General features: G+C 60.6%; 18 protein-coding genes and 13 pseudogenes. 21 read left to right on the forward strand and 10 right to left on the reverse strand.

Features of this window, described 5'->3' with window-relative positions; genetic code table 11:
- Nucleotides 1–101 precede the first annotated feature (101 nt).
- From ACIU1A_RS01410 to ACIU1A_RS01425, 4 genes and pseudogenes are all read right to left on the reverse strand, one after another.
- Nucleotides 102–927, reverse strand: a pseudogene (locus ACIU1A_RS01410) (ABC transporter permease).
- Nucleotides 920–1834: an ABC transporter permease gene (locus tag ACIU1A_RS01415; RefSeq protein WP_404926370.1), complete on the reverse strand. Its 915-nt coding sequence runs from the start codon at nt 1832–1834 to the stop codon at nt 920–922. The pseudogene ACIU1A_RS01410 and the gene ACIU1A_RS01415 overlap by 8 nt, the downstream one beginning before the upstream one ends.
- A pseudogene (locus ACIU1A_RS01420) lies at nt 1831–2945 on the reverse strand (ABC transporter ATP-binding protein). The gene ACIU1A_RS01415 and the pseudogene ACIU1A_RS01420 overlap by 4 nt, the downstream one beginning before the upstream one ends.
- A gap of 424 nt (nt 2946–3369) precedes the next feature.
- A pseudogene (locus ACIU1A_RS01425) lies at nt 3370–3584 on the reverse strand (transposase); the annotation flags it as partial.
- A gap of 264 nt (nt 3585–3848) precedes the next feature.
- Between ACIU1A_RS01425 and ACIU1A_RS01430 the strand changes: the two are divergent.
- Nucleotides 3849–5066: an IS110 family transposase gene (locus ACIU1A_RS01430; protein WP_404924724.1), complete on the forward strand. Its 1218-nt coding sequence runs from the start codon at nt 3849–3851 to the stop codon at nt 5064–5066.
- A gap of 423 nt (nt 5067–5489) precedes the next feature.
- Here ACIU1A_RS01430 and ACIU1A_RS01435 read toward each other — a convergent pair.
- Both ACIU1A_RS01435 and ACIU1A_RS01440 read right to left on the reverse strand, forming a co-directional pair.
- Nucleotides 5490–6089: pseudogene (locus ACIU1A_RS01435) on the reverse strand (IS5 family transposase); the annotation flags it as partial.
- 39 nt (nt 6090–6128) lie between these two features.
- Nucleotides 6129–6407 carry a T6SS immunity protein Tdi1 domain-containing protein gene (locus ACIU1A_RS01440; protein ID WP_404928075.1) on the reverse strand — a complete coding sequence of 93 codons (279 nt, stop codon included), beginning with the start codon at nt 6405–6407 and terminating at the stop codon, nt 6129–6131.
- 32 nt (nt 6408–6439) lie between these two features.
- Between ACIU1A_RS01440 and ACIU1A_RS01445 the strand changes: the two genes are divergently transcribed.
- The 8 genes and pseudogenes from ACIU1A_RS01445 to ACIU1A_RS01480 all read left to right on the forward strand — a co-directional run.
- Nucleotides 6440–6646 carry a hypothetical protein gene (locus ACIU1A_RS01445; RefSeq protein WP_404926371.1) on the forward strand — a complete coding sequence of 69 codons (207 nt, stop codon included), beginning with the start codon at nt 6440–6442 and terminating at the stop codon, nt 6644–6646.
- 33 nt (nt 6647–6679) lie between these two features.
- On the forward strand, nt 6680–6931 hold the full coding sequence (locus tag ACIU1A_RS01450) for a hypothetical protein (RefSeq protein ID WP_404926372.1): 252 nt from the start codon (nt 6680–6682) through the stop codon (nt 6929–6931).
- Between the two features lie 192 nt (nt 6932–7123).
- On the forward strand, nt 7124–8233 hold the full coding sequence (locus tag ACIU1A_RS01455) for an extracellular solute-binding protein (protein WP_404926373.1): 1110 nt from the start codon (nt 7124–7126) through the stop codon (nt 8231–8233).
- A gap of 301 nt (nt 8234–8534) precedes the next feature.
- Nucleotides 8535–9971: an amidase gene (locus tag ACIU1A_RS01460; protein WP_404926374.1), complete on the forward strand. Its 1437-nt coding sequence runs from the start codon at nt 8535–8537 to the stop codon at nt 9969–9971.
- A 787-nt stretch (nt 9972–10758) separates the two neighbouring features.
- A pseudogene (locus ACIU1A_RS01465) lies at nt 10759–11697 on the forward strand (DUF4372 domain-containing protein).
- A 238-nt stretch (nt 11698–11935) separates the two neighbouring features.
- On the forward strand, nt 11936–12298 hold the full coding sequence (locus ACIU1A_RS01470) for a DUF1989 domain-containing protein (protein WP_404926375.1): 363 nt from the start codon (nt 11936–11938) through the stop codon (nt 12296–12298).
- Between the two features lie 64 nt (nt 12299–12362).
- The gene (locus tag ACIU1A_RS01475; RefSeq protein ID WP_404926376.1) at nt 12363–13598 is read left to right on the forward strand and encodes a hypothetical protein; all 1236 of its coding nucleotides are present in this window, start codon (nt 12363–12365) and stop codon (nt 13596–13598) included.
- Between the two features lie 378 nt (nt 13599–13976).
- Nucleotides 13977–14159, forward strand: a pseudogene (locus ACIU1A_RS01480) (transposase); the annotation flags it as partial.
- A 121-nt stretch (nt 14160–14280) separates the two neighbouring features.
- On the opposite strand, the pseudogene ACIU1A_RS01485 reads toward ACIU1A_RS01480, so the two are convergent.
- Nucleotides 14281–14600: pseudogene (locus tag ACIU1A_RS01485) on the reverse strand (ATP-binding protein); the annotation flags it as partial.
- A 7-nt stretch (nt 14601–14607) separates the two neighbouring features.
- Nucleotides 14608–14898 (reverse strand): annotated as a pseudogene (locus tag ACIU1A_RS01490) (IS21 family transposase); the annotation flags it as partial.
- A gap of 364 nt (nt 14899–15262) precedes the next feature.
- Between ACIU1A_RS01490 and ACIU1A_RS01495 the strand changes: the two are divergent.
- The 5 genes and pseudogenes from ACIU1A_RS01495 to ACIU1A_RS01515 form a co-directional block, all read left to right on the forward strand.
- Nucleotides 15263–15560 (forward strand): annotated as a pseudogene (locus ACIU1A_RS01495) (IS110 family transposase); the annotation flags it as partial.
- A gap of 349 nt (nt 15561–15909) precedes the next feature.
- Entirely contained in the window at nt 15910–16152 is a 243-nt protein-coding gene (locus ACIU1A_RS01500; protein ID WP_404926377.1) for a hypothetical protein, read from the forward strand.
- The gene (locus ACIU1A_RS01505) at nt 16149–16277 is read left to right on the forward strand and encodes a hypothetical protein (RefSeq protein ID WP_404926378.1); all 129 of its coding nucleotides are present in this window, start codon (nt 16149–16151) and stop codon (nt 16275–16277) included. Before ACIU1A_RS01500 ends, ACIU1A_RS01505 begins: the two co-directional genes overlap by 4 nt.
- Nucleotides 16278–16329: 52 nt before the next feature.
- Nucleotides 16330–17520: an IS3 family transposase gene (locus ACIU1A_RS01510; RefSeq protein ID WP_404926379.1), complete on the forward strand. Its 1191-nt coding sequence runs from the start codon at nt 16330–16332 to the stop codon at nt 17518–17520.
- A gap of 81 nt (nt 17521–17601) precedes the next feature.
- Nucleotides 17602–17859, forward strand: coding sequence for a hypothetical protein (locus ACIU1A_RS01515; RefSeq protein WP_404926380.1), 258 nt, complete (start codon nt 17602–17604; stop codon nt 17857–17859).
- 6 nt (nt 17860–17865) lie between these two features.
- Here ACIU1A_RS01515 and ACIU1A_RS01520 read toward each other — a convergent pair whose 3' ends face one another.
- Nucleotides 17866–18111: a hypothetical protein gene (locus ACIU1A_RS01520; RefSeq protein ID WP_404926381.1), complete on the reverse strand. Its 246-nt coding sequence runs from the start codon at nt 18109–18111 to the stop codon at nt 17866–17868.
- 731 nt (nt 18112–18842) lie between these two features.
- Between ACIU1A_RS01520 and ACIU1A_RS01525 the strand changes: the two are divergent.
- The 6 genes and pseudogenes from ACIU1A_RS01525 to ACIU1A_RS01550 all read left to right on the forward strand — a co-directional run.
- Nucleotides 18843–19078 (forward strand): annotated as a pseudogene (locus ACIU1A_RS01525) (cystathionine beta-lyase); the annotation flags it as partial.
- Between the two features lie 73 nt (nt 19079–19151).
- Nucleotides 19152–19585 (forward strand): annotated as a pseudogene (locus tag ACIU1A_RS01530) (FAD binding domain-containing protein); the annotation flags it as partial.
- 120 nt (nt 19586–19705) lie between these two features.
- Nucleotides 19706–20008: a hypothetical protein gene (locus tag ACIU1A_RS01535; protein ID WP_404928076.1), complete on the forward strand. Its 303-nt coding sequence runs from the start codon at nt 19706–19708 to the stop codon at nt 20006–20008.
- A complete protein-coding gene (locus ACIU1A_RS01540; RefSeq protein ID WP_140517305.1) occupies nt 20008–20484 on the forward strand; it encodes a (2Fe-2S)-binding protein in 477 nt (158 codons plus the stop codon). Before ACIU1A_RS01535 ends, ACIU1A_RS01540 begins: the two co-directional genes overlap by 1 nt.
- A gap of 119 nt (nt 20485–20603) precedes the next feature.
- Nucleotides 20604–22492, forward strand: a pseudogene (locus ACIU1A_RS01545) (xanthine dehydrogenase family protein molybdopterin-binding subunit); the annotation flags it as partial.
- 60 nt (nt 22493–22552) lie between these two features.
- Entirely contained in the window at nt 22553–22711 is a 159-nt protein-coding gene (locus tag ACIU1A_RS01550; protein WP_404928093.1) for a hypothetical protein, read from the forward strand.
- A 52-nt stretch (nt 22712–22763) separates the two neighbouring features.
- Here ACIU1A_RS01550 and ACIU1A_RS01555 read toward each other — a convergent pair.
- Nucleotides 22764–23459 (reverse strand): annotated as a pseudogene (locus ACIU1A_RS01555) (transposase); the annotation flags it as partial.
- A 562-nt stretch (nt 23460–24021) separates the two neighbouring features.
- Between ACIU1A_RS01555 and ACIU1A_RS01560 the strand changes: the two are divergent.
- Nucleotides 24022–24717, forward strand: a complete 696-nt coding sequence (locus ACIU1A_RS01560) for an HpcH/HpaI aldolase/citrate lyase family protein (protein WP_404928077.1) — start codon at nt 24022–24024, stop codon at nt 24715–24717.
- Nucleotides 24718–24967 lie beyond the last annotated feature (250 nt).

Below are 24967 nucleotides of genomic sequence, written 5' to 3' on the forward strand. Positions count from 1 at the left end.
GTCGCGCAAGCGTCAGCTTGCTGCGCAGCGCCGGCGAGGGCCTCGCCAGCCGCTGTTGATGTCACCTGAAGCGCAGGCTGGGCGGGAACGGGATCAGGAATTCAGGAATTCGCTCTGTTCTGGAATAGGCGTATCGTGCCCATCAGCAGGATTGTGACGGCCACGATGATCGTGGAGACGACTGCGATGACCGGGGTGAGATTGAAGTCGATGTCCTCGAACAGCTTCCTGGTTATCGTCTTGCCCTCAATGCCGGAGATGAAAAAGGCGACGGTTGCCTCATCGAACGAGGAGACGAAGGCGAAAACCGCGCCGGTGATCACGCCAGGGGTGATTTGTGGCAGGACGATTTCGAAGAAGGCGCGTCCGCGCCCCGCCCCGCAATTAAGGGCAGCCATTTCGAGAATGGGATCGAAGCGCTGCAGCGATGCCGAGACGGCAATGACCACATAGGGGACGGTCAGCATGGTGTGCGCCAACAGAAAGCCGAAAAAGTTTCCCGTTAGCTGAAGCGGCGCGAAGAAAAAGATAAAGTGCGATCGCCATGATGATATGCGGAACAATCAGTGGGCTGAGCGCTAAACCGAGGACAAGTGATTTCCCCGGCAGATCGCCTCGCACCAAACCGACCGCAGCAAGGGTTCCGATGAGCGTCGCTGAAATGGTGGTGAAGAAGGCGATGCGCAAGCTGAAGAGCGTCGCCGCGATCCAGTCGGGATCGCTGAAAAATTCCCCGTACCATTTCAACGTCAGCCCGGAGGGCGGGAACTCAATGTAGGGGGCACTCCCGAACGAGATCGGTATGACGATCAGCGTGGGCAAAATCAGGAAGAACAGGATGAGCCCAATAACAGCGCCTGCGGCGAGTTTGCCGAGCACGAGGGGACGAAACGGGCGCGTCTGGCTCAAGGCGATCGTCTCAGACATTGGCGAATCCTCTAGACGTGGCCAAGACCCTGCGGAACATGAACGTGAGTACCAAGGTGACGACAAGAAGTACCGTCGCCAGTGCGCCAGCAAACGACCAGTTGAGCAAGACCGTCGTCTGCTGTCCGATCAATGTCGCCATCATCAGCGTCTGAGGGCCGCCCACCATGGCCGGCGTAACGTAGAAACCGAGGGCAAGGATGAAGGTCATCAGCGTGCCGGCGAAGACGCCGGGCAGACTGAGCGGCAAGGTCACCTTGAAAAAAGTGGTGAAGACGCCGGCGCCGAGGTTCGCGGCGGCCTGGGTCAGTTCCTTTGGAATGGTCCGCAGGGCGCCGTAGATCGGCAGGACCATGAACGGCAGCATCACATGTACCATCGCGACGATCACCGCGCTTTCGGTATAGATCATCCTGAGCGGTTCTTCGATGATGCCGGTTCCGATGAGGATGTCGTTGAGGACGCCCTTGCGCTGCAACAGAATGATCCAGGCATATGAGCGCACAAGAACTGAGGTCCATAACGGGATCAGGACGCAGGCTGCAATCCAGAGGGTGAGCTTGCCGCCCGTCCGCGCCATGGCGAAGGCAACCGGATATCCAAGGACGAAGGCACCGAGCGTCGTCACAAATGCAATCCAGAGCGTACGCAGCAGAACCTTCAGATAAAGCGGTTCGATGAACATGCGGACATAGTTGTCGAGGGTGAAGCCTGGGTCGAACAGGCTGCCGACCAGCATGCGGCCCACCGGGTATAGAAAGCTAAAGAATAAAAGCAGAAGGAGGGGCAGCAGCAGCACAGCCGTCAAGAGCGGGGGATATCTACCACCGGTTCCGGTGACCACGAAGAGCCGCCCAAAACGTGGCGCGGGGGCGGGACTCACGGAAGACGCGTCCAGACTGCTCATTGGCCGCCGCCCTTGCCTGTAAACAGGTGAATGGAATCGGCTTGGAACAGGACGTCGACCGCATCGCCGCGCGCGAATTCCGACAGGTTTCGGATTGCCGATGTCTGGATATGCAGTGGGGGACCGTTGCGTCCATCGATGTTAACCAGAAGAATCTGGTGCGTGCCGAGATAGATCGAGGTGTCGACGGTTCCGGCGATGGCGTGCGGTCCGCCGGATCCGCGTGCGGCAAGGGAGATGTTCTCCGGCCGGATCGCGGCCTGCAGTAACAGTCCGGGAGAAAGCTCAAAGGCGTGTCCGTTGAGCGAGCGCGTCACGCTGAGCGTCGAGTCGTTGGTGAACCTGATCTGGTGGCCGGCCTTCTCGGATCCCAGATATTCGACCGGCAGAAAGTTCATCTTGCCGATGAAATCCGCGACGAACGGAGAGGCGGGCTCGCTGTAGAGGCTGGCGGGGCTGCCGATCTGGGCAATTTGACCATCGTTCATGACCGCGATGCGGTCCGACATAGTCAATGCTTCCTCCTGATCGTGGGTCACATAGATGACGGTAACGCCAAGACGCTGCTGAAGAGTCTTGATCTCGATCTGCAGCTGTTCGCGCAGTTTCTTATCGAGCGCGCCGAGGGGCTCGTCCATCAGGAGCACGGGGGCTCGAAGACCAGCGCCCGCGCGAGGGCAACACGCTGCTGCTGTCCCCCCGACAATTGGGTGGGCATCCGGCTGCCGTAGGCGTCGAGCTGGACCATGGCGAGAGCTTCGCCGACCCGCCGCGCGATCTGCGCGCGATCGATCTTGCGCATACGCAGGGGGAAGGAGACGTTGTCTTTCACCGACATGTGGGGGAAGAGGGCATATTTCTGGAACACCATGCCGACATTGCGTTTGTTGGGAGCAACATGCGTCACATCGGTCGCCCCGATCTCGATGAGACCCGAAGTCGGCAGCTCAAAGCCCGCGATCATCATCAAGAGGGTCGTTTTGCCTGAACCCGAAGGCCCCAGGAGCGAGAGAAATTCTCCCGCTTTCACATCGACAGACACAGCCTCAACCGCCGTGACAGATCCATAGCGTTTCACGATTTCACTGACCGTGACTCTTTCACCGTTCATTACGTTTTCCATTTATGTCTAGTTTAATGCAAATCGGACGGTGGCAAGCAAGGTTCACGCCGGTCCGATCGAACGGTCTCTGCCATTTTATCCGGTCACGATAGGCTCCGGGAAGCTCAGCGCAAGCCGCGGAGATTATGATCTAAACCCATTTGTTATGGAACTGCAGACGGAGGGTAACAGAGTGGCGCCGCCACACCCTCCACCAAAACCCAGAGCTCGACCACCGACTACCAGAACTCAGCGAGCTTCGTGGCCGAGAAGCTAGTTTCCTTCGGTATGAATCACATCGAAACGGGAATAGCTGAAACCGGTATCGTCGCGTTGATTCAGGGCGAGGGCGGAGAGGGCCGAGATCGTGCCCACTGGCGTGGTGTAGCTGACGGCATTGGTCGCCGTGCTCTCCGGCAATGGGCCGGACTGATCAGCGCGCCACTGCCGGCAGGCTGATGAGTGGATCATCGCTCATCTGGCTGATGGTCTCAAGGTCATGTAGCGGGCCCGCTGCACGGCCCATTCATCGTTCTGTTCGAGCAGCAAGGCGCCGACGAGACGGACGATGGCGTCGTCATTGGGGAAGATGCCGACGACCTCGGTCCTGCGGTTGATCTCGCCGTTGAGGCGCTCGATGGGATTGGTAACCGGTATGATCATGACGGTGCCATCCGATCCCCGCTGGAGATGAGCGATTTTCGGCGTATGGTGCGACCATCCGGGACAGGGGCACCGGGAGCACGCCAAGTGCGGGCAGGCCGATGTATTCGATGAGCTGCGAGCTCGCGTTAGTAGCTGGCCGCCCCTGCGACCTGCCCGGTTGCGCCGAGAGCGCGGATCCGTAGGTGTCGCGTCGCCCGCCGCTCCCGACTGTTTGAGGAGAGGGAGCCGATGAGACGTGTGATTGGAATGGACATCCACCGCACCTTTGCGGAGGTGGTGGTTTGGGAAGACGGCCGGCTGCGCCATCACGGACGGGTCGACATGACCCGCTCGGGACTGGAAGGGTTCGGCCGCAGTTTGCGACGGACGGATGAGGTTGTCGTCGAGGCTACGGGCAACGCCATGGCGGTGGTGCGGGTTCTGTCGCCCTATGTCGGCCGGGTGATTGTCGCCAACCCGATGCAGGTGAAGGCGATCGCCCATGCCAGGATCAAGACCGACAAGATCGATGCCGGCGTTCTGGCGCAGCTCCATGCCAGCGGCTTTCTGCCGGAGGTCTGGGTTCCCGATGAGCGGACTGAGCGGCTTCGCCGCCTCGTCGCGCGGCGCAATCAGGTCGTGCGGCATCGCACGCGCGTGAAGAACGAGGTGCATGGCATCCTGCAGGCGCACCTCGTGCCGAAGTGCCCGCATGCCGATCTGTTCAACCGTCGGGGTCGCGCCTGGCTCGAGCAGCAGGTGCTTCCCGACGACGAGCGGGCCGCTATCGCCCGCCACATCCGCGAGATCGATCGCCTGGCCGAGGATTTGGCTGACCTCGATCGCGACATCGCCCGGGAAGCAGTTGATGATGTGCAAGTCCGGCGGCTTCAGACGATCACCGGCGTCAATGCCATCGTCGCGAGCGGTATCATCGCCGCCGTCGGCGACATCCGGCGGTTCCGCGAGCCGCAGAGGCTGGTGAGCTACTTCGGCCTCAATCCGCGTGTGCGCCAATCCGGTCTTGGCTTGGCGCAATATGGCCGGATCAGCAAACATGGGCGTTCCCATGCCCGCGCCATGCTGGTCGAGGCCGCCTGGGCAGCGGCGAAGGCGCCCGGACCGCTCAGGGCCTTCTTCCTGCGCATCCGCAACAAGCGTGGCCATCAGGTCGCAGCCGTGGCGGTCGCCCGCAAGCTCGCGGTGTTGATCTGGCATCTGCTGACAAAGGAGCAGGACTACTTCTGGGCTCGCCCGGCGCTGGTGGCGGCAAAGCAGAGGCAGCTCGCTCTTAAGGCTGGCGCGCCGGGCGAGCGCGGCGTCGGTCGCCGCGGTTCGGCTTACGCCTACAACGTGAAGGAGTTGCGAAACAGCGAGAAGGCCGCGGCCGAGAATGCCGAGCGTGCCTACGAGCTGATGGTTCGGCATTGGCGGTCACGCGGGCCGAAGCGGCGCACGGACGCCACAAAGGAGGAACGACTATAAGGCTGCGTGGCGGCACTCTCATCCCCTACACCACTCTTTGCCACGTGGTCGTCCGTGCCGGACAAATATAGCATAGGGAATGTGCCGGCACGACCGCCGTCTCGGTCCGCTCCAGACTGGCGCCGTGCTCGACGCAGTCAAGGCGTGGCCTGGAAACCTCGCAGCCGGCCGTGGCGCCACCGCACCGGCCAGCCTTGACTGCGTCTCGACACGCTCGCACGGAAAATCCTGTGGGCCGGGACGAAGAAACAGGCTCATCTGAAGCCGAACAAAGAAACGCCAGGAGTCGAAAAAGCCGAAATCAGGCTTGTCGATGTCATCCGTCGAGTGGAGCTTGGCACGATGTTCCTTCGGGAAGGTCATGTAGGCGCGCACGTCGGGCTCGGCGTCGTCCATGATGATTGCGAGCTTGGGCAGTCGCTTGCTGAAGCAGGACTTCCAGCGGCGATTGCTCTTCGGCGGGATGTTGAGCGTGGCGCCTTGGTCCTGGATCAACTCGCGGATGCGGTCGGCGTCGTAGACCTTGTCGGCCAGCACGATCATGCGCGGACCGAGACGGTCGAGCAATGCGTGGGCGATCTGCCCGTCGTGTGCTTGCCCTGCCGTCAAGCCGAGCCGAATCGGAAGCCCTTGCGCGTCAACGACCGCGTGGATTTTGGTCGTAAGCCCGCCTCTGGAGCGACCGAGACAATGATCTTGATCCCCTTTTTTGCGGTCGCGGCCTGCTGGTGAGCGCGAACGGAGGTGCTGTCGATCATCTGGATATTGCCATCATGCGCGGCGATGGCATCCATAATTCGGTCCCAGACACCGGCCTTCCGCCATCGCACGAAGCGGTTGTAGCAGGTAGTGCGCGGTCCGTAGCGCTCCGGTAGATCGCGCCATGGCGCGCCGGATCGCAGTACCCAGAAGATGCCGTTCAGCACGCGGCGATCATCAACGCGCGGTACGCCTCTCGGTTTTGTTGGGCAGAAGCGGCTCAATCACGCGCCACTCGAAGTCCGTCAGGTCATATCGGCTCATGCCAGGCCTGAATCAGCTCTTGCTGATTTGAGAAGCCCTTCAGTCAACAATCTTGATCGACACTGTCGAGCCGTCTGGCAAATCTTTGGTCTGCGCGTAGATCGATGCCCTGTAGCTGATCCATTCGCTCCATGAGCATAGCCAGACATTGTCGGGCTTATACTCTCCGCCGAACAGGGGGAGCGTGGTGAAGGCGTAACATTGAGTATCGCTGGGATTGATCCCCGCCGACCGGCACTGACGAACCAGCGACCGAGGCAGCCAACCATCTTCGTCACCGATGCATCGCTGACGAAATTCGTCCTCAGATGCGGCGATCTTGCGATCGAAGCGGCGGGCACTTCCAGCATGTGAACCGCGCCAGTTTCGTCAGCCAAGAATATTTCGGCAAACAGGTTGCCGCCCAACACGCTGTACCGCGCTGGCAGAATGTCTGCCCACCCGCTGAGATTAACAGCTCTTACCTCATCGGCAAGAAAGTCCGAGCGTTCATGGTCCATCATCGAAACTTGGCCGATTGGTCGCTCGGCGGCAAGCTGTGGCACCTCAGCCGGTGACGTTTATGGGTTCACAGCCTAGTACCGGGCCAGATGCACGCCTGCGGCCATGACGATCATACAGCCATGCTGCTGGGCGCCTGCCAGCGAAGCAAAAATCGCCTCAGCCGTCGACAGCGTCCTCGCTTTGTGAACACTCACCTGACGGTCGAGAATGCAGACATGCGTCTCTTCCATCGAGAACATCCAAACATGCAAAATGTTGCATGGTCGGTCTCCTCTTCCAACAACGGAGCCGATTCGACCGGCCTCCGCAGAAGAGCTGCTGCCCATTACCCATGTTGAAAAAGGCGGAGTTGCTGGGGGTGTAAAGTCCTGAGCTGGCGCAGTTTATATCCAACCCCATTCGTTATGTTTGGAGGAGGTCAATTGCCGCTCCCGATCATAATAGATCGGGAGCTAGGCATAATGAATCTGACATGACCGCGGCTACGATCCGACTGAAGCTGCAGCTTCATAAGTCAATGGGAGAAGTACATGATCAGTAGGCGTGATTTACTAATTTTGGGTGCTGCAGCCGCGACGAACTCGCTCGTGCCACGCAATGCGCTCGCCCAAGCCACTTCTACGCTTGTGGAGGCCGCCAAAGCAGCGGGCCAAAGTAGGGTGGTGATGATTGGCGGCGGGGCTGGCGCTTACGGCAAGTTGATGAACGAGCTGTTCTTCCAGCCCTTTACAAAGGAGACTGGGATAGAAGTCACCACGGTCCAAATCGGATATGGCGAAGCTATCCCGCGCCTCAAGGCAATGGCGCAGGTAAACAACATAGAATGGGACACTATGTCCCTCCCCTTCGAGCTCGCGTTGTCGTCTGATTTCAAGCCGTATTTCGAAGACTTCGGAAAAACCTGCGAGGAATTGCCGGCCGTCGGCATGCATGGCATTGAGGGATCCTGCTTCGGAACCGCTGTCCTCTGGGATCCGGGCGGCTCGGTCCTGACCTACGTCGAGCGCGAGTTCCCCAATGGGGGGCCAACCAACTGGTCTGAATTCTGGGATGTCGACAGGTTCCCGGGACCGCGATCTCTGCCGAATGTGGGTACTCCTTGGGAGGTTTTGATAGCGGCGCTTGTTGCTGACGGCGTCGCACGTGACAAAATTTTCCCGCTGGATCTTGATCGCGCGTTTGCAAAGTTGGATCAGCTGCGGCCACACATCTCTGCTTGGTGGACAAGCGGGGATCAAAGCCAACAACTGTTCCGGACGGGGGAAGTGGCTGCCTCGATGCTTTGGAGTGGTCGTGCTTCTAGCTTGAAAGCGGAGGGAGTCCCGATCCGTTTCGTATGGGACGGGGCGATGTTTGTCGCTGATGTTTACGGTGTGTTGAAGGGGGCAGCAAATCCATTGGCCGCCAAATCGCTGCTTAATTTCATGTACGCCCGCCCCGAAGCGCATGCTGCATTTATCGAGAAGATGCATTATGCCCTCCCAAACAAGAATGCCGCCGCACTTCTTGATCCCGACGCCGCATCAACGCTCGTCACCGCGCCGGATAATTTCTCAAAGGTCATCAAAATGGATCCCGATTGGCTCGGCGCCAACCGTGACGCCGTGCTTCAGCGCTGGACGACGTGGATTAGTGGGTGACATCAGTACGTCCGGTGGAGCGGTGCTTCCATCTGTCATGGCAGCCTGCGCTCCCGCCCGATCGCCTCGGACCGGCCAGATCCCTAACTGGACCAGTCCGAGGCTCCCCTCGCGATTATCGTGGCCGATCTGAATTGCACGTTGATGGCAGCGCGACACATGCATCGTTACGGCACCACGGCTGAACTGAAGACGTTAATCGCTGATCGAAGGTGCTCCAAAGCAAAGATCAGACTATAACTACGATTCACTTGCGTCCCTTGCCCGACACGCGGTGGAGCAAATGAAGGATCACCGAAAAATGAAGCTCAGTGAATACGTACAATACGATGCCACCGGGTTAGCATCTCTCGTAAATGCTGGCGAAGTAACTGCTTTGGAACTGGCGCGATTAGCCCGCGAGGCTTACGACGAGGTCAATCCTCGCATCAACGCTGTCATCGAGTTCTATGAAGATGCTGAGACCGTACCAGGCGCGGACGCTGGACTGTTCAACGGCGTACCATTCCTTCGCAAGGATAGTGGAGCCACCGAGGCTGGCCGCCTGCAGGAAAAAGGAAGCCGTCTGTTCAAAGGCTATCGCCCCAACACCGAAAGCTTCTTTTTCCGTCGCGCCCGGAATGCTGGGCTCCGAACTCTTGGAAGAACAACGACGCCGGAGCTTGCGAATTCCGTAATGAGCGAATCCATCCTCAACGGCACCACCGGCAATCCATGGGATTTGCAACGCGCTGCGGGGGGCTCTTCAGCGGGTGCCGCCGCAGCAGTGGCCGCCGGAATCACACCCATTGCACATGGCGGCGACGGCGGCGGGTCAATTCGCATCCCGGCGTGCTGGTGCGGCCTTGTCGGGCTGAACCCGTCCCGCGGACGCATTTCAGGCGGCCCGAACAGCCAGGACGCATCGTTTGGACTTAGTCGTACGTTTGTGCTTTGCCGGACCGTGCGCGATATGGCCGCTGCGCTGGACGTATTTTCCGGTCCCCATCCCGGCGATCCATTTGTCATCGTCCAGCCGAGCCGTGCTTATGTGGAGGAGCTCTCACGGTCTACGGGTCGCCTGCGGGTCGGAGTCGCGAGAACGAGTTGGGGCGCGATCAATCTCGAGCCGGAAGTCCTGCAGGCCGTCGAGTCGACGGCCATGCTTCTCGAGCAAATGGGGCACGTCGTGATGGACATCGAGCCGCCATATGAGTCCGTTGAGTACAGCGGAATATCGCGCGCCTGGTCAAATCTCATCGCGAGTTCACTTGAAGATGAGGCGCGCGCCATCGGACGCACTATCAACGCGGACTCATTGGAGCCGCTCAATCTCAAGCTTTATGAGTATGGTCGGAATCTAAAGGCATTCCACGCGGGGGACGTACTTGAGGCCATCCGAAGAATGCGTTTCCATGTGGGCGAAGCGATCCACGCTTATGACATTGTGCTGACACCCACGATGCCGCATGTGGCTCTACCGCATGGCGGCAGCTATTGCACGACCAACGCGACGCTCTCCGCAGAAGAATACAAGGAAGCGGATGCCGCGCTTTGCCAGTACACTGGCGTTTTCAATGTGACCGGACAACCTTCGGTGTCCCTGCCTTTGGCACAAAGTGCCGATGGGCTGCCGATCGGAATTCAAATCGTGGGCCGTTTTGGCCACGAGGCCACGCTGATCCGTGTGGCACGAGATCTGGAGGAGGCGAGACCATGGAGGGACCGGCGGCCAACTGTCCAAGCAGGGAAAAGCTGAGTGTCCGTCCCTTCGTACGGCCTGGTGTCACGAAGGCCAAAAGACGGATGAGCTGATGCGTCATACAGCTGGTCTCCGAAGGCAGGCGAGGCTCAGCACCAAGGTCTTGCGCATTGCAGGACGCACACATCGAGAGGCAAGGCATATGGTGCGCTGCGCGGCCGCACTGGCTGCTCGCTTAATGAGAGAATGACGCTCGGCCACGTGAACCTGATGAGCGGTTTGGGGTCCGAGTCGTTCGCCGATAGCCACAGCCGGAACGATGTCCGGGGCAATAGCCGACCGCGTGGGCCCTGACCGCTTAAGAACATCAATACCGCCCTGGAGTAGGCAGCGGTTAGTTGTGCTCTGTTGGTCGCGCATCGCTTTCGACCACTGATTGATCCAAAATCGACTGGAGGATTGGCAGCTGACGAAAGGCCATTAGTTATAGGTTCTGCATCGCTCTCAAACAGCGGCGCCGGCTCTGAGTCGAGTCCAACACCCCGAAAAGAGCCCGTCAAGAGCACCGCCGCATAATGAATAGATGACCACACATAATGCATCTTGCCTTCATTCCTGAATATGCAGTGCTTTCCTGGGTAGGACGTCTGCAAACCGAAACCATCTGATGCCTACCAGACGAGTGCACCGCAATGACAACCAGCGAACTCATGACCATTCCCGCGCGTCGCAGGGCTGTCCGGGGAAAGTTTTGAGTGAATCGAAATGCCACATGTGCATGCCCCGCAAAACGGGTTTTGTCCGTATTCTCTCTGGTTGTCGAGACTCAGAAAAGGAACGGGGCATGCGCTTTGCACCTAGCAGCTTCGGGCAGCTTCTTGAACCCATCGATCGGCGTCAATTCCAAGCAATTGTGGATCGCCACGACGGGGATGCGTACGACAAATCGTTCAGAAGCTGGGATCATCTGGTGGCGCTGATCTATGCCCAGTTCTGCGGCAGCAGCGGCTTGCGTGGTCTGGAAGCCGGCTGGAACGCCAACAGCCAGCATCACTATCACCTGGGCAGCGGTCCCATGACGCGTTCGACCTTGTCGGACGCCAACAGACGGTGTCCGGTCGCCATCTTTGCCGAGGCGTTCGGTCTGGTCGCGAACCTGCTCGACAGGCAAACGCGGCGCGAGGGCGAAGAAATGCTGCGGCTGATCGACTCGACCCCCATTCCGCTCGGCAAACTGTGCGATTGGGCCAAGTCGAACGGGCGCATCCGCGGCAGGAAGGTGCATGTCGTCTATGACCCGAAGACCGACTGTCCGCGCGTCCTCGACATCACCGACGCCAAGGTCAACGACGCTCAGGTCGGCCGCCAGATCACGATCGAAGCTGGAGCGACCTACGTGTTCGACAAGGACTACTGCCATTATGGCTGGTGGACGGCGATCGCCGAAGCCGGATCGATCTTCGTGACGCGGCCCAAATCCAACATGGGGCTGGCGCTGGGGTGCGATCGCCCTATAGCCGAGCCGCAGGGCGACGGCTTCCTGATCCTGGAAGACAGTGAAGTGGGTGGCCAGCAAGGGCGATTCCAAGCTGCCGATCCGCCTGCGCTGCTGCGCATTGTCGCGCGCACCCGCCGCGTCCTTATCCCAATCTTGATGGTCACAGAACTGGTCGCTCAATGTTTGTTCGGGCGGCGGAAAATGCACACCATCCATAAGCCGCTACCGGTCAATCCAAGCCGACCAAAAGACCGAGCCTCTCCCAATCAAATGGCTTTTGAATGAATAACTCTCCCCGGACAGCCCTGCGCGCGTCGGGGCCAAGCACAGCGGCTGACCGAGGGCCATTCAATCAAAATTATCGGGCGCACGGCAGCCATGTGATCGACACTTGGTGTTTCAGCGCCGAGGATCTGACCGAGTTTATGTGCATGGAGCACGTGCGCCCAGCGCTCCGGCGGCTCTGGCCGCAGAAAGGTGATCCGCTTACACTAATCGGAATAGGCGACGGCCGTTCCTGACGATGGTGGAGGATACTTCGCCGGGCCGGCACGACACCATCATGGCAGCCTGCGACGACCATCGCTATGGCCAACTCGGCTGCAAAGAACTCCACGACAATTGCGCCGATAATCTGAAGGCCGCGATGCGCCAGATCGGGCTTGCAATACCGGCCGTGCCGAATCCGCTGAATCTCTGGATGAACTTTCCGGTTGGGCCTGATGGGACGACGAGCTGGGCCGAACCGTTATCGAAGCCCGGAGACTATGTGGTGCTTCGGGCGGAAATGGACTGTATCGTCGCGATGTCGGCGTGTCCGTGGGACATACTGCCGTACCCGAAGGCCTGCATGCCGACCGACGCACACGACCAGCTCCTCGACTAACGGAGAGAAACGGGGAGCAAATCTCGCCCCAGCTAACTGGTAACTCAGGAAGAAGATAAGAACAATGACAACGCCTACGCTGTGGAATCTGCCGATTCCGGTCATCCATCACTTATGCGCCAGTTCAGGCGCATTGAGTTTTGTCGGTGGTGCTGGTGATTTCGACGCAGCGGGACGGATTCGCAATCCGGGCGACCTCGACAGACAGATCGAGGGTGCGATGGCTAACGTGGCGGACGCGCTCGCCACGGAATCCTGTGCCCTCGACGATGTGATACGGCTCAAGGTGCATTACACCGCCGAGCGCGACGACTGGGAGGTGATCGCGGCGCTGGCCCGCTTCTTCAAGGCGGACCCATCGCCGGTGATCAGCACGGTGCCAGAGCCCTTGCAGCCTTTCTCCGGCCAGACGATCCAGATCCAAGCCATCGCCCAACGCGGTTGGCGGATGCACTCCGACGTCCGAGCGGTGCCGCGCCCAATGCCGCCCGAGAGGCGGGCTCTCTTCGGCGATCGGACGGTCACGGGGGGTCTGCGAGCGGGGGAGTTCATCGCGCTGGCCAATCGCACGGCAGAGGACGCGGATGGGGCAGTGCAACATCCCGACGACGGCGTGGCTCAGACCCATTTCATCATGGAGAAACATACGGAGACGCTGGCGGCGCTCGGCGCCTCCTTACAGGACTGCATCAAGTTCGAGGGTTATTCCCTCTACGGCTCCTCCGGCAGTACGCACGACCGATGGGAGCCACTCGCGAAGGCGAGGGCGAGTCATTTCCGGGAGCCGGGGCCGGTCGGAACTGTAGTGCCCTGCCACCGCCTCAACCCACAGGGAGCATTGGCGAAGATCGAGGTTTTAGCTATGCGTGAATTGAGGAACGGCTTCGACAAATATATCCCGCGCGAGGACCACTGGCCCTGGCGCGTGTGGGATTGGCCGATCCCTCTACCCTACCGCCAAGCCATCCGACTGCGCGATACGGTGTGGCTCGGCGGCCAGTGGCCCGGGCGTCCCTACGACAACAAATGGTTGGCCGTGATGGAAGGCCAGCTCATGCCCCAGACCCGCTTCACCATGACCTATATCGAGGACCTCCTGCGCCCCTTTGGCCGAGCGCCTGCGGACTTGAAGCTTCTGGTCTGCTATTTCACTTCGACTGGCACAGAAGCCGAAACCATCGCTTTCACCAAGACCGTCGCTGATTGGCTGGGTGGAGTGCTTCCGCCCATGACGCTCGTACCGATGCTCATGTACTCCCCTGAGATTGCCGTTGAGATTTGGGGCGTTGCGCAGGGTTGAGGGCACTTCGAACGCGAAAGATATGCGGTTCGCCTGCCATTCCCGCGAAAATGAAGCGGCTTTGCGCCGCTCCATTCCTAGAAACGGAGACGGCAGATGGAGTAATTTCGGCGGGGGCCGCTGTCCGGTGCGATGTAGGCAGGTGTTGGGCTTCCGTTGACTGTGGTTGCTCACAAAAGAAGGGGCTCGCCGCGACGAGGCAGATCATCGCCGTGGCTGCAGAAGAGCGCCGTATAATAGCAGAGGTGGTAATGTGCTGAGAGTTCTGCAAATTCGCTAGGAGACGCGGTCATCGCAGACTGGTGATGTTCAACGTCACCTGATTCTCGCGAGGAACGCTACCATGACCAAGACAGCAAGACAGAAGGTAAGTCTGCCATCGCCGCCGTTAAAGACATTCTGCTTCAGAGTGGGGATGGGCTGCGCGAGGTGATCCGCGCAGTGCTGCAGGGAGTGCTCGAAGCCGAGATGGATGACGCGCTTGGCGCGTCGAAGGGCGAGTGCACGCCGGAGCGGCTCGGCTATCGGTCGGGCCATTACGGACGCACGCTGATCACCCGGTGTTGATTTCCATTGAGAGCTGAACCGGGATTTTCGCCGAGAAGTGACCCGCTTCCAAGTATGTTTCGGGTTTCAGGATTTGGTCAAGGGCGCGGCATTCTCCTCCCTTTGTGGTTGTGGTCTGGGCTGAGCTGTTCTTCAAGCGGAACCTGTCGTTTCCGGTTTCCAGGATGTGGCAACGATGGGTAAGCCGGTCGAGCAGCGCCGTGGTCATCTTGGCGGCGCTGTAGACGCTGGCCCATTCGCTGAAGCTCAGGTTGGTGGTGATGACAACGTAGAGCTTCCTTAGCAGATGGAACAGCAGCGCACCGCCTGACGCACTGAACGGCAGTGTATCCAAGCTCATCAAGGATGAAGATCGGAATGGGCGAGCCGGTTTGCGATCTGTCGTGCCTTTCCCTGGGTCTTCTCCTGCTCGAGCGCGTTGACGAGTTCGATGGTGACCCGGCTTGCCGTCGACCAGCCTGTGCAGGAGATTGAGGATATGGACCTTGGTTGGGGCGCCGGTCTGCAACGCCATCTCTACTGCGGACAGCACGGCCCATTCGCCATGCTGCACGACAAGTGACGGAATCTAGACCATCTCACGGTCGCCGCCAGCCTTCCTGAGAAGATGCTGCTGCAACCGTTTGAAGGCATTGGGCAGTTCGGTGAAGGGCGCGCCTTTGCGCAAGGCTCCGGGTTTGCGCTGGATGATCGCCAGATAGTGACGCCGGTCGTAGATGGTCTGGCCAAGGCGGTCACGCGACCGATCGCTCGCCGCCGATCGCCCAGTCTTCCAACCAGTCGAACTGGAAGGCTTCGCCGCGAACTCCAGAGGCACGAAGGTGCCGCGCCCGCTCGTTTTACATCTGCCACAGGCGATCCGCCTTCCAGGCACGCGCAAGGGCGGCAACGCGGCCGTAAGCTCATAGCCGAGGCTCATCAGGCCCGAGTGCAACTGCTTGATCGTGCGCTTCAGCTTGCGCGGCCTGTTCGTCTCGGTCCTCGCCACGCCGACAGCCGCTTGGCATAGCATCAAGCTGCTCAGCCTCGCTTTGCTGATTTGGACCTGATCCGCGCATCACCATACCGGCCGGCGGCATATGGAACGGCCGCAAATCAGCCGACTTCAGGTTGCCGCTATGCGGACACCGCGGCAGAACGGCTTGGTCGATCACGATCAGGGGGTATCGAAAGCCGGCAATCCAGGCTGCGAACGACGCTGACCAGACGGCCTGGCTGTGGCTCGCCATCAACCGAGATCGGCGCTCACCTTGTGGTGCCAGGACCGGCTCAAACACAACGCCGTCTGATGAAGGCGACGATTGTGGCGCTCGCTTTTAAGCTGCTCGTCGCGCTGTGGAAATACGTCAGCGCGCCGACGTCGTCGTCGAGAGAGCGGTCATAGAGACCGCCTGATCGTCACCCGAACCCAATTCTGCAAATCTTCCAGGACCCAATCATCTAGCGGAATCCAGATGGGACGAGCCGAGAATATGCATGGCCCTGAAATGGCCGTAAGCCTCGTCCTCCTGAGCCCTTGTCCTCCGCAAGCGGAATGCTGGTGCCATTTTGTCTCAAACAGTGACCGTATATAAGTTTGGATCTGGCTTGGCAACGAGCCGCGTCATGCACTGTCGTAAGCAGATGAGTTGTCCGGATTAGGTAGCACGTGAGTTGTCCGGTTTTATCGCCAGCGGATGGAGGCTGGGGGATGAAGCGGACAGCATGGCAAGAGGCTGGGGAAGCAGGGTTGCTGGATCGGCGCTTGGGCAAGCTTTCGACGCGTCGGGTGCCGGTGGAAGCGATTGAGGAGATGCTGGAGCTTTACCGTCATCGCTACCTCGGCTGGAATGTGAAGCATTTCCACGAGCACCTGCTGCGCGATCACCATTTCAGCTGGGGTTACACCTTCATCAAGACGCAGCTCCACGCGGCGGGCCTTGTGGACGGGCCAAGCGGCGCGGTGCTCACCGGCGCAAGCGGGAGAGGAAGCCTTGCGAGGGGATGATGCTGCATCAGGATGGCAGCCGTCATCGATGGCTGGCGGGTGAGCCGATGCTGGACCTGATCGTGACGATGGACGATGCGACGAGCACGATCTATTCGGCCTTCCTGATCGTGACCTGCCACTGAGTTTTTCCTCCATCTGAGATTAGAGTCCGGCCCTTGATCGAAGGACGGACTGATGAAGAGAAAGCGGTTTACGGAAGAACAGATCCTCGCGGTTTTGCGCGAGCATGAAGCAGGTGCGAAGGCGGGCGATCTGGCCCGCAAGCACGGGGTCTCGGAGGCGACGCTGTATAACTGGAAGGCCAAGTATGGCGGGATGGACGTCTCCGACGCCAAGCGGCTGAAGGCTCTGGAAGACGAGAATGCCAAGCTGAAGAAGCTGCTCGCCGACCAGATGCTGGAAGCCTCGGCATTGCGCGAGCTTCTGTCAAAAAAAATGGTAAGGGCCGCCGCCAAGCGCGAAGCCGTAGCGCATCTGCGGGCCGTTATGGGCCTATCGGAGCGTCGGGCCTGTTCCTTTGTGGGCGCTGATCGCAAGATGGTCCGTTACCGGTCTCGGCGTCCGCCCGAGACGGAGTTGCGCACCAGGTTGCGTGACCTTGCCAACGAGCGCCGGCGCTTCGGCTACCGGCGGCTGTTCATCTTGCTCAGGCGCGAGGGCGAGGCATCTGGGGTCAACCGCATCTACCGGCTCTACCGCGAGGAGAGCCTGACGGTGCGCAAGCGTCGGGCAAGACGGCGAGCGGTCGGCACGCGGGCGCCGATCCTGGTCGAGGCAAAGCCGAACGCGCGCTGGTCGGTGGATTTCGTCCATGACCAGTTCGCCAGCGGGCGGCGCTTCCGCGTGCTCAACATCGTCGACGACGTGACGCGCGAATGCCTGGCGGCGATCCCCGACACATCGATCTCCGGCCGCCGCGTCGCTCGCCAACTGACCGATCTGGTCGGCCGACGCGGCAAGCCGGCAATGATCGTTTCCGACCACGGCACGGAGTTCACCTCGAACGCCATCCTCGCATGGTCGAAGGATCATCGGGTGGAATGGCACTACATCGCGCCGGGCAAGCCGATGCAGAACGGTTATGTCGAGAGTTTCAACGGCCGGATGCGCGACGAGCTGTTGAACGAGAGCCTGTTCTTCGGCCTCGACCACGCCCGAAACGCCATCGCCGAATGGCGGGAGGACTTCAACACCGCGAGGCCGCATCCCTCGCTCGGCTACCAGACCCCGGCGGCCTATGCCGGGGTCATCACCGCAACCGGCTCCGACGCTGCGCTGATCGAAGGCTCCGCGCCTCCGCCGGTTGCTTCCCCCGCGCCCCATGGCGTAACAGAAACTGCCGAGGCTCTAATCGCCACTGGATGACAGTTCAGTGGCAGGTCAATCGAGGAGGAAGGCACGGCGTCGAGCTTTCAGGGCCTTCTGAAGACATTCGTCGCCAAGGGATTGCCATCGAGCCTCTACAGCGATCGCGGCAGCCACTATTTCGTGACGCTGAAGGCCGGCGAGGCGGTTGACAAAAGCCGGCTGACCCAGGTCGGCCGGGCACTCGAGCGGCTGGGTATCGAACATATTCCAGCCTATTCCCCTGAAGCGCGAGGCCGCTCGGAGCGGATGTTCTCCACCTTGCAGGATCGGCTACCGAGAGAGCTGGCGCTGGCCGGAATTGCCGACATCGAGGCCGCCAACCGGTTCATCGCATAGACCTACCTACCAGCTCACAATGCCCGCTTCGCCAGGCCGGCCGCGGTCGAGGACAGCGCCTTTGTCGCCGCAGACCCGCAACAACTGGCCCAGATCCTGTGCATCGAGGAGGAGCGCGTCGTTGCCCGCGACAACACGGTCGCCTTCGCGCGGCTGCGATTGCAGCTGCCGCAGAGCCCGATCCGGCATCACTTCGTCAAAGCCACCGTCAAGGTCAGGCACTACCCGGATGGAACCCTGGCGATCTTTCACGGGCCGCGCCGCATCGCTCGCTACAGCTCTGACGGCGCCGCAATCGAAGACACTTGCCCCATCAGGCAAGCCGCGTGAACCGCTTCGACGCCAAAACAGAAGCGGACAGATCATGTGCTACCAAACCGGACAACTTGATTAGCTACCGACACGAGCCGCGTCATGCAATCGGGCTCAGCCGCAACGACCGATGCAGTGCAAAAATGCCACCCCGATGACAGTTCCGTATATTGACTCTCCTCATGTGAATCATGTGAGGCCCATTCCGTCTCCGTGCTGCCCTCATCAATGGCAAACAAAATCTGCGGCAAAAAACATAGGGCGAAAAGATCATCCATCATTCTTTACCACAGTCATAAGAGTTTGTGGATGAAATATATGCGGCGAGGATCGGGATATTATGTCGGTGTCGGTGCATCGCAACACCATAAGGTGGCCTATGATTAGTGTGATAGCCAAATTCTGGACAAACTGGATATGTGAATAAGCCGAGAAACCTGCCATCGTCCCCCGAGAAAAACTCACTTGGTGCGCAGAGGATCGTGAAAATGGGAAGACATCCGTTCGCTGAAACGATCAGTCGGGAAAACCGCAATTTGGAGCCTGGATGCAAGGATTCCTCTGTCCAATGTCGCCGGTTCAGCCCACAGTTTGCAGCCGCTCATGTCTAAGTCTGCCCAAATCGAAGTGAAAGACGCTACCAAGTGTTTTGGCAGGGGTTAAGGTCCTTAATCGTGCTGAACGGCGGCGGTCAGAAACAGCAGCACGCCTTCCTCGACGCGTTGGCGGCTATTCGTTGGGCGGCTATGAGAGCCTTGCCGTGGGGCTCTTCCTCGCCGACCGCACCGTCGCCAAGGGCGATAACGCAGGCCCGCTGACCCGCCTGCGGATCGGGCTGGGGGATGTCGGGGATCTCAAGGCCGATATCGAGCGTGGGCTCAAAGCGGCGGCTATAGCCGCCGAATGACGGCTAATAGCTTTTATAACGGTCCCGAGATTCACAGCGGTCACCGAGATTTTCGAATAGCCAAGGGGAGACGATGCGCTACATACGTCCACTTTCAATCGAAGATGCCGTTGGCCAGTTGGCCGGATCGGCCGGAACGGCAGCCATTCTCGCCGGAGGCAGCGACCTGCTGGTGAGGATGAAGGGCGGCTTCATCGAACCCGAACTGATCGTCGACATCAAGGCGATCGCGGCCTTGAGCGAAATCAGGGAGACGGCCGACGGCTTCAGCATCGGTGCGGCGGTTCCTTGCGCGGTGCTGGGAGAGAACGCGGCCCTGAAGAAGGCCTGGCCCGGCGTCGTCGAGGCGGCCAGGCTGATCGGCTCGAAGCAGGTGCAGGGACGCTGCACCATCGTTGGCAATGCAACGCCTCGCCGGCGGCCGACAGCGTGCCGGCGCTGGTGGCGGCCGGAGCCAGGGCGGTGATCGTCGGGCCCGCGGGCCGGCGCACTATCGCCGTGGAAGCGGTGCCGACCGGACCGGGCAAGACGTCGCTCGCCAAGGGCGAGATCATCGAGGCGATCCTGCTCGACAGCCAAGCGCCGCGCTCGGGCGACGCGTATCTCAGGTTCATTCCCCGTACCGAGATGGATATCGCGGTGGTCAGCGCCGGCGTGAACCTGACGCTCGACGAGCAAGGTGTCGTCAAGGCGGCCCGCGTGGCGCTGGGTGCCGCCGCGCCCACGGTGCTTCTGGTGCAGGAGGCGGCCGAGGCCCTCATCGGCAGGACGCTGGACGAAGCCGCGCTCGAGCGGCTCGCCAAGGTCTGCTCCGGGGCCTGCCGGCCGATCGACGACAAGCGGGGCACGATCGAGTTCAGACGGAAAGTCGCGGGCGTGCTGGCCAGGCGGGCCGCGACGTCAGCCTACAAGCGTGCAGGAGGCAAGTGATGGCCGGTGTAGCAGTTTCAACCACAATCAACGGCGACAGCGTCGAATATCTCTGCCAGCCCGACGAGACGCTGCTCGACGTGCTGCGCGACCGGCTCGGGCTGACCGGCGCCAAGGAAGGCTGCGGCACCGGCGACTGCGGCGCCTGCAGCGTCATCCTCGACGACCGGCTGGTGTGCTCGTGCCTGGTGCTGGGCGCGGAGGCGCAAGGGCGCCGCGTGGAGACCGTCGAGGGCATGGCGCATGGCGACCGGTTGCATCCGCTGCAGCAGAAGTTCCTGGAGCACGCCGCGCTGCAATGCGGCGTTTGCACGCCGGGCTTCCTGATCGCGGCGAAGGACCTTTTGGCCAAGAATCCCGACCCGACCGAGGAGGAGATCCGCTTCGGGCTGGCCGGGAACCTGTGCCGTTGCACCGGCTATGACAAGATCGTGCGCGCCGTCCAGGACGCGGCAAGCGTGATGAAGGGAGCCTGACGATGAATTTCGATCCGCGTTTTTCCAATCGCAATTTCGCTTCGGTCGGCACGCGTCCCATCCGTCCCGATGGCGTCGACAAGGTGACCGGCCGCGCCCGCTACGGCGCCGACTTCAACATGGCCGGCCAGCTGGTCGGGCGTGTGCTGCGCAGCCCGCACGCGCACGCCAAAATCAGGAACATCGACACTTCGAAGGCGGAAAAGCTCGCCGGCGTGAAGGCGGTGATCACCGCGGCCGACCTGCCCGACCTCACCGATGGCGATGCCGCCATGTACGACATCCTCGACAATTGCAGGGCGCGCACCAAGGCGCTCTATGACGGCCATGCGGTGGCCGCGGTCGCCGCGATCGACGCCCGCACCGCCAGGCAGGCGCTGAAGCTCATCGAGATTAAATACGAACTGCTGCCGCACGTCACCGATGTCGACGAGGCGGCGAAGCACACGGCGCCCTTGATCAATGATGCCATCTTCACCGAGGGCCTTGAGGAAAAGCCGGTCAAACCCTCCAACGTCACCAAGCGCAGCCAGTTTGGCCATGGCGATGTCCATCAGGGTTTCGGGCAGGCCGACTTCATCGTCGAGCGCTCCTTCAAGACCGAGCAGACGCACCAGGGCTATATCGAGCCGCATGCCTGCGTGGCCAACGTCAGCTCCGACGGCACGGCGGACCTGTGGGTGTGCACTCAAGGGCATTTCGTCTATCGCCAGCATTGCGCCCAGCTGCTGGGCATGGAAGCCTCGAAGCTGCGCGTCACCTCGTCGGAGATCGGCGGCGGCTTCGGCGGCAAGACCCATGTCTGGGCCGAGCCGGTGGCGCTGGCGCTGTCGCGCAAGGCAGGACGGCCGGTGAAGCTGGTGATGACCCGCGACGAGGTGTTCCGCGCCTCGGGCCCGACCAGCGCCACCTCGATCGACGTCAAGATCGGCGCCCGCAAGGACGGCACGATCACCGCCGCCGAAGCGACGCTGCGCTACACCAGCGGCCCCTATGCCGGCACCTGGGCCGAGATCGGCGCCATGACCGCGTTCGCCTGCTACAAGCTCGATAACGTCAAGACGGTCGGCTACGAAGTGCTGGTCAACCGGCCGAAGACCGCGGCCTATCGCGCGCCTTCCGCACCCATGGCAGCCTTCGCGGTGGAAAGCGCGGTCGACGAGCTGGCCAAGAAGATCGGCATGGACCCGGTCGACTTCCGCATCAGGAACGCCGCACAGGAAGGCACACGGTCCTCCTACGGTCCGGTCTACGGACCGATCGGCATCGGCCCGACGCTCGAGGCGGTGAAGAGCCATCCGCACATGAAGGCGCCGATGGGCAAGAACCAGGGCCGCGGCATGGCTTGCGGCTTCTGGTTCAACTTCGGCGGCCAGACCTGCACCGACCTCAACATCGGCATGGACGGCTCGGTCTCGCTTGCCGTCGGCACGGTCGACGTCGGTGGTTCGCGCGCGTCGCTGTCGCTGGTGGCGGCGGAGGAACTGGGCATCGACTATTCCCAGGTCAAGGCGATCGTCGCCGACACGTCCAGCCTCGGCTACAACGACATGACGGACGGCAGCCGCGGCACCTTCTCCTCTTCCATGGCAACGATCTCGGCCGCTCGCAACGCGATCAAGATCCTGCGCGAGCGCGCCGCGCAGATGTGGGACATTGCCGTCGACGACGTGGTCTGGGAAAAGGGCCACGCGATCGCCAAGGGCGAGAAGCACGGCAATCTCGGCAAGCTGTCGCTGAAGGAGATCGCGGTCGAATCGGGCAAGACCGGCGGGCCGATCGCCGGCCACAGCGAGCTCGTCGCCGATGGCGCCGGCGTCTCCTTCGCCACCCATATCTGCGATATCGAGGTCGATCCCGATACCGGCGCCGCCAGGGTCATCCGCTACACGGTCGTACAGGATGCCGGCAAGGCGGTGCACCCGACCTATGTCGAGGGACAGTACCAGGGGGCGCCGCGCAAGGCATCGGCTGGGCGCTCAACGAGGAGTATATCTACGGCAAGGACGGGCGGCTGCAGAACGCCGGCTTCCTCGACTACCGCATCCCGGTCTGCTCGGACCTGCCGATGATCGACACCCAGATCCTCGAAATCCCCAACCCCAACCACCCTTACGGGGTGCGCGGCGTCGGCGAGACGTCGATCGTGCCGCCGCTGGCGGCGATCGCCAATGCGGTGTCGAACGCCGCGGGCGTGCGCATGACGCACATCCCGATGTCGCCGTGAGGCCGAGATAGACTCCAACGGATCTGGATCGTCGGAAGCGCGTGGGGTCATCGATCGTCGCCCTATATGTGAGTGCCGTCACAGGCCCAACGCCAGGCATGGTCATCAGGCGTCTGCAGACTGGATCCGCACGAACTGCCCTAAGAACCAGGTACAGATCGGCCAGATTCTCGCGCAAGCTCTTGTGCAGCCGCAACAAGGGCTCAAAAATGGACAGCAACAGCCTGTCTGTTCCAACCAGCTGGCGAACCCTGGCCTCAAAGCGAACGCGCGTCACCGCACCGATCTTGAGCCCCAACGGCCGCAGTAGCCCGCGGATGACCTGCTCGTTGCCGGTTAATGCTCGCACGGCCGCCTTCCGCGCCGCCGTCAGGGTGCGCAGCCGCTGCCCAGCCGCGGACTTCAGATGGACGGTCTTGAACCAACCCGTGCGGACGATTTGCGCAATGCCGTGGGCGTCATTCCGGTCAGTCTTAACCGTCATGGCGCTCAGCGCCGCTTTAACATGCCGGCTCTCCAGGCAAACGACGGGGAAGCCCTCGTCAACAAGATGCCCGCCGATCCATTCCGACGTTGCACCGGCCTCCAGACCCACGCGAGCAAGATCATCTCGCCATCGGTCAAGAGCACCCCTCACTGCCTCAGGTTCCCCGAGCACCTTTCCCTGCCAAAGTATCTCACCAGTCTCACCAACGACGCAAATGGATACCGCGTCGAGAGAGACATCCAGTCCTGCATACACGCCCATGCCGATCTCCTCTTGCCAGGTCGGCTCAGAGCATCAGGCGAACGCCGTCTTTCTGAAAGGGGTCGGGCATTCGCGAACTGAACCGAATACCCCATCGCTTCCGTGAACCGCGAGGTCGCATTCCCCGTCTCCGTGATCGACTGACTCTGCCGAATCTGGAGGAAGTTCAAGGTCTCAGGTCAGTGGAAATCAACAGACTCTAGTGGCGTTGCCGTGCCACTGTCATTCCTGGGCGACACGAGAGGCACATTCTCAGCGCGCCCGTGACTGTTTGTCGACCCCCGAGCGGACGCTATATGGCGCGCGTCGAATGGTGTGATAGCCAATTTCTTGGCAAACTGTGTATTTTGGTAACCTGAGAAACCTGCCATCGTCACTTAAGAATAAGTCAGTTGCTTGCGCGGCAGCGCAATTTTATGGCTCCCGTCAACTCTGGGGCAAGTTCCCTCCTTGTACGAGTCAGGCTACGAAAAGGATTGTTGAATTGGCAGGACACCCACTCGCTGAAACGATCAGGTCGAAAAGACCACAAATCGGAGCCTGGATGCAGATTCCGCACGTGATGGTCGCAGAGATACTGGCGCAGACAAACGTAGACTTTCTATTGGTCGACGGAGAGCATTCACCCATTCCACCCAACTCACTTTTAGATATCCTTCCTGCGACCGAACGATACGGAATGCCTGTACTGTATAGGGTCGCCTGGAACAGGATTGAACTTATAAAAGCGGCGCTAGATCATGGCGCGAACGGCATTATGGTACCAATGGTAAATTCCGGTGCGGAAGCCATTGATGCTGTGTCGTCTGCAAAATATCCGCCTGCAGGAAGGCGCGGATCAGGAGCCTGGAGAGCATCGAATTATTACCAAAGGGATGCAGAGTATCGGAAGAATGCGAACTCCAGCCTGGCTGTCATACTCCAGATTGAGACACGAGAGGCGCTCAACAATCTTGATGACATAGCCTCAACGCCTGGTGTTGACGCGCTCTTTATTGGTCCAGCAGACCTTGCCCTTTCCTTCGGCATGAAATCGGGAGGCCTTACGGCGGAGTTACTGGATGCCTGTCAGGCAGTTGCGAATGCCGCTAAGAAATATGGTATCGCATCGGGTATAGACATCGCATCCATAGGGTATTTGCCGCGACTCCAACAAATGGGTCTCAGCTTGTTCACCCACGGGTCGGACGCCGATTTTGTTTTGCAGAGCGGCCGCGCTGTGGCGAAAGATTTCCATGACGTCTTTCTCGGTAAGTAAAATGCTCATTGAACCCGATAAAGTACGTTGGGTGACCCGGTCGCTGTCGGCGTTTCGGTTCAGCGAACGCCTCTCTGTCCAACTATCCTTAAAGGCTCGCCCGCACACTGCCTGCAATAGGAAATCTATATGACTGATTACCGCATTAATCCTATGCCAGAATCCTTGTCGCCCGAACTCGTTCGTAACCGCCCGGTTATTACCGCGGAGATTTCGCTTTAATGCGAGCGATGAGTTCTTGGCCATCGAC

This window comes from Mesorhizobium maamorense (genome assembly GCF_044998965.1).
GTDB lineage: Bacteria > Pseudomonadota > Alphaproteobacteria > Rhizobiales > Rhizobiaceae > Mesorhizobium.

What these genes read in the sequence shown, in the direction of transcription:
- ACIU1A_RS01430 (WP_404924724.1), top strand. Translation starts at nt 3,849, where the DNA reads ATGGACATCCACCGCACCTTTGCGGAGGTGGTGGTTTGGGAAGACGGC.
- ACIU1A_RS01460 (WP_404926374.1), top strand. Translation starts at nt 8,535, where the DNA reads ATGAAGCTCAGTGAATACGTACAATACGATGCCACCGGGTTAGCATCT.
- ACIU1A_RS01510 (WP_404926379.1), top strand. Translation starts at nt 16,330, where the DNA reads ATGAAGAGAAAGCGGTTTACGGAAGAACAGATCCTCGCGGTTTTGCGC.
- ACIU1A_RS01560 (WP_404928077.1), top strand. Translation starts at nt 24,022, where the DNA reads ATGGTCGCAGAGATACTGGCGCAGACAAACGTAGACTTTCTATTGGTC.
- ACIU1A_RS01450 (WP_404926372.1), top strand. Translation starts at nt 6,680, where the DNA reads ATGCACGCCTGCGGCCATGACGATCATACAGCCATGCTGCTGGGCGCC.
- ACIU1A_RS01475 (WP_404926376.1), top strand. Translation starts at nt 12,363, where the DNA reads ATGACAACGCCTACGCTGTGGAATCTGCCGATTCCGGTCATCCATCAC.
- ACIU1A_RS01540 (WP_140517305.1), top strand. Translation starts at nt 20,008, where the DNA reads ATGGCCGGTGTAGCAGTTTCAACCACAATCAACGGCGACAGCGTCGAA.
- ACIU1A_RS01470 (WP_404926375.1), top strand. Translation starts at nt 11,936, where the DNA reads ATGGTGGAGGATACTTCGCCGGGCCGGCACGACACCATCATGGCAGCC.
- ACIU1A_RS01505 (WP_404926378.1), top strand. Translation starts at nt 16,149, where the DNA reads ATGATGCTGCATCAGGATGGCAGCCGTCATCGATGGCTGGCGGGTGAG.
- ACIU1A_RS01455 (WP_404926373.1), top strand. Translation starts at nt 7,124, where the DNA reads ATGATCAGTAGGCGTGATTTACTAATTTTGGGTGCTGCAGCCGCGACG.
- ACIU1A_RS01535 (WP_404928076.1), top strand. Translation starts at nt 19,706, where the DNA reads ATGGATATCGCGGTGGTCAGCGCCGGCGTGAACCTGACGCTCGACGAG.
- ACIU1A_RS01415 (WP_404926370.1), bottom strand. Translation starts at nt 1,834, where the DNA reads ATGAGCAGTCTGGACGCGTCTTCCGTGAGTCCCGCCCCCGCGCCACGT.
- ACIU1A_RS01550 (WP_404928093.1), top strand. Translation starts at nt 22,553, where the DNA reads ATGATCGACACCCAGATCCTCGAAATCCCCAACCCCAACCACCCTTAC.